At 59.8% G+C, this 396-nt stretch carries 1 pseudogene; it reads left to right on the top strand.

What is annotated here, in order from left to right:
* Positions 1-148: 148 nt before the first annotated feature.
* Positions 149-396, top strand: a pseudogene (locus tag AC1DS3_RS39580) (UDP-glucose 6-dehydrogenase); the annotation flags it as partial.

Raw genomic sequence — 396 nt, 5'->3', positions numbered from 1 at the left:
CCCTACCGCTCCTCGGACCTGACGGACTTGCTGACAGACCTGCTGGCAGCCGCCGTTGCGATCGCGCTGCTATCCCTGGCCGGCCGGCTCGGGCTGGCAAGCGCCATCCCAAGCAAACACTAAATTCTCAATATCTCAAACCGCAGTCATGAAAATCACAATCATCGGTAGCGGCTATGTGGGCCTGGTCACCGGGACCTGCCTGGCCGAACTCGGTAACGACGTACTCTGCCTGGACCTGGACGTTGCAAAGATCAGCATGCTCAACGCCGGCGAAGTGCCTATCTATGAGCCCGGGCTAAAAGAGCTGATCCAGCGCAACCACGCCGCCGGCCGCCTCCAGTTCAGCAGCGACATTGAAGCCAGCGTTCAGTTTGGCGACATCCAGTTCATCGC

Source organism: Cupriavidus sp. 01L46 (assembly GCF_056399905.1).
Note: the sequence above shows the minus strand (reverse complement) of the source record. Positions and strands in the feature narration are given on the sequence as shown.